Origin of the sequence: Gelidibacter salicanalis, assembly GCF_016469035.1 — a bacterium.
In the GTDB taxonomy this organism is placed as follows: domain Bacteria; phylum Bacteroidota; class Bacteroidia; order Flavobacteriales; family Flavobacteriaceae; genus Gelidibacter; species Gelidibacter salicanalis_A.
In genome coordinates this window covers 1-206 of sequence record NZ_JAEHJZ010000369.1, presented here as the reverse complement: position 1 = coordinate 206, position 206 = coordinate 1, and the positions used below count along the sequence as shown (strand labels likewise).

Genomic DNA, 206 nt, shown 5'->3' with positions numbered 1-206 from the left:
ACGCTATACAATACATTATAGATCAAGTAAACCCAGAAAAAGTAATACGTCCACCAGAAGAAGTGCACATAGAAGGTGGAGACGTAATGCTCTGGAACGACTATATTTTTGTTGGCACTTATAGAGAAGCCGATTATGCAAATTATATAGTTGCACGAACCAATATGGAAGGCGTTGCTTTTTTAGAAAAAACGTTTCCACATAAA

The 206-nt window shown here is 36.4% G+C and carries 1 pseudogene; it reads left to right on the top strand.

Going from position 1 to position 206, the window contains the following annotated elements:
* Positions 1-206, top strand: a pseudogene (locus tag JEM65_RS21675) (amidinotransferase); the annotation flags it as partial.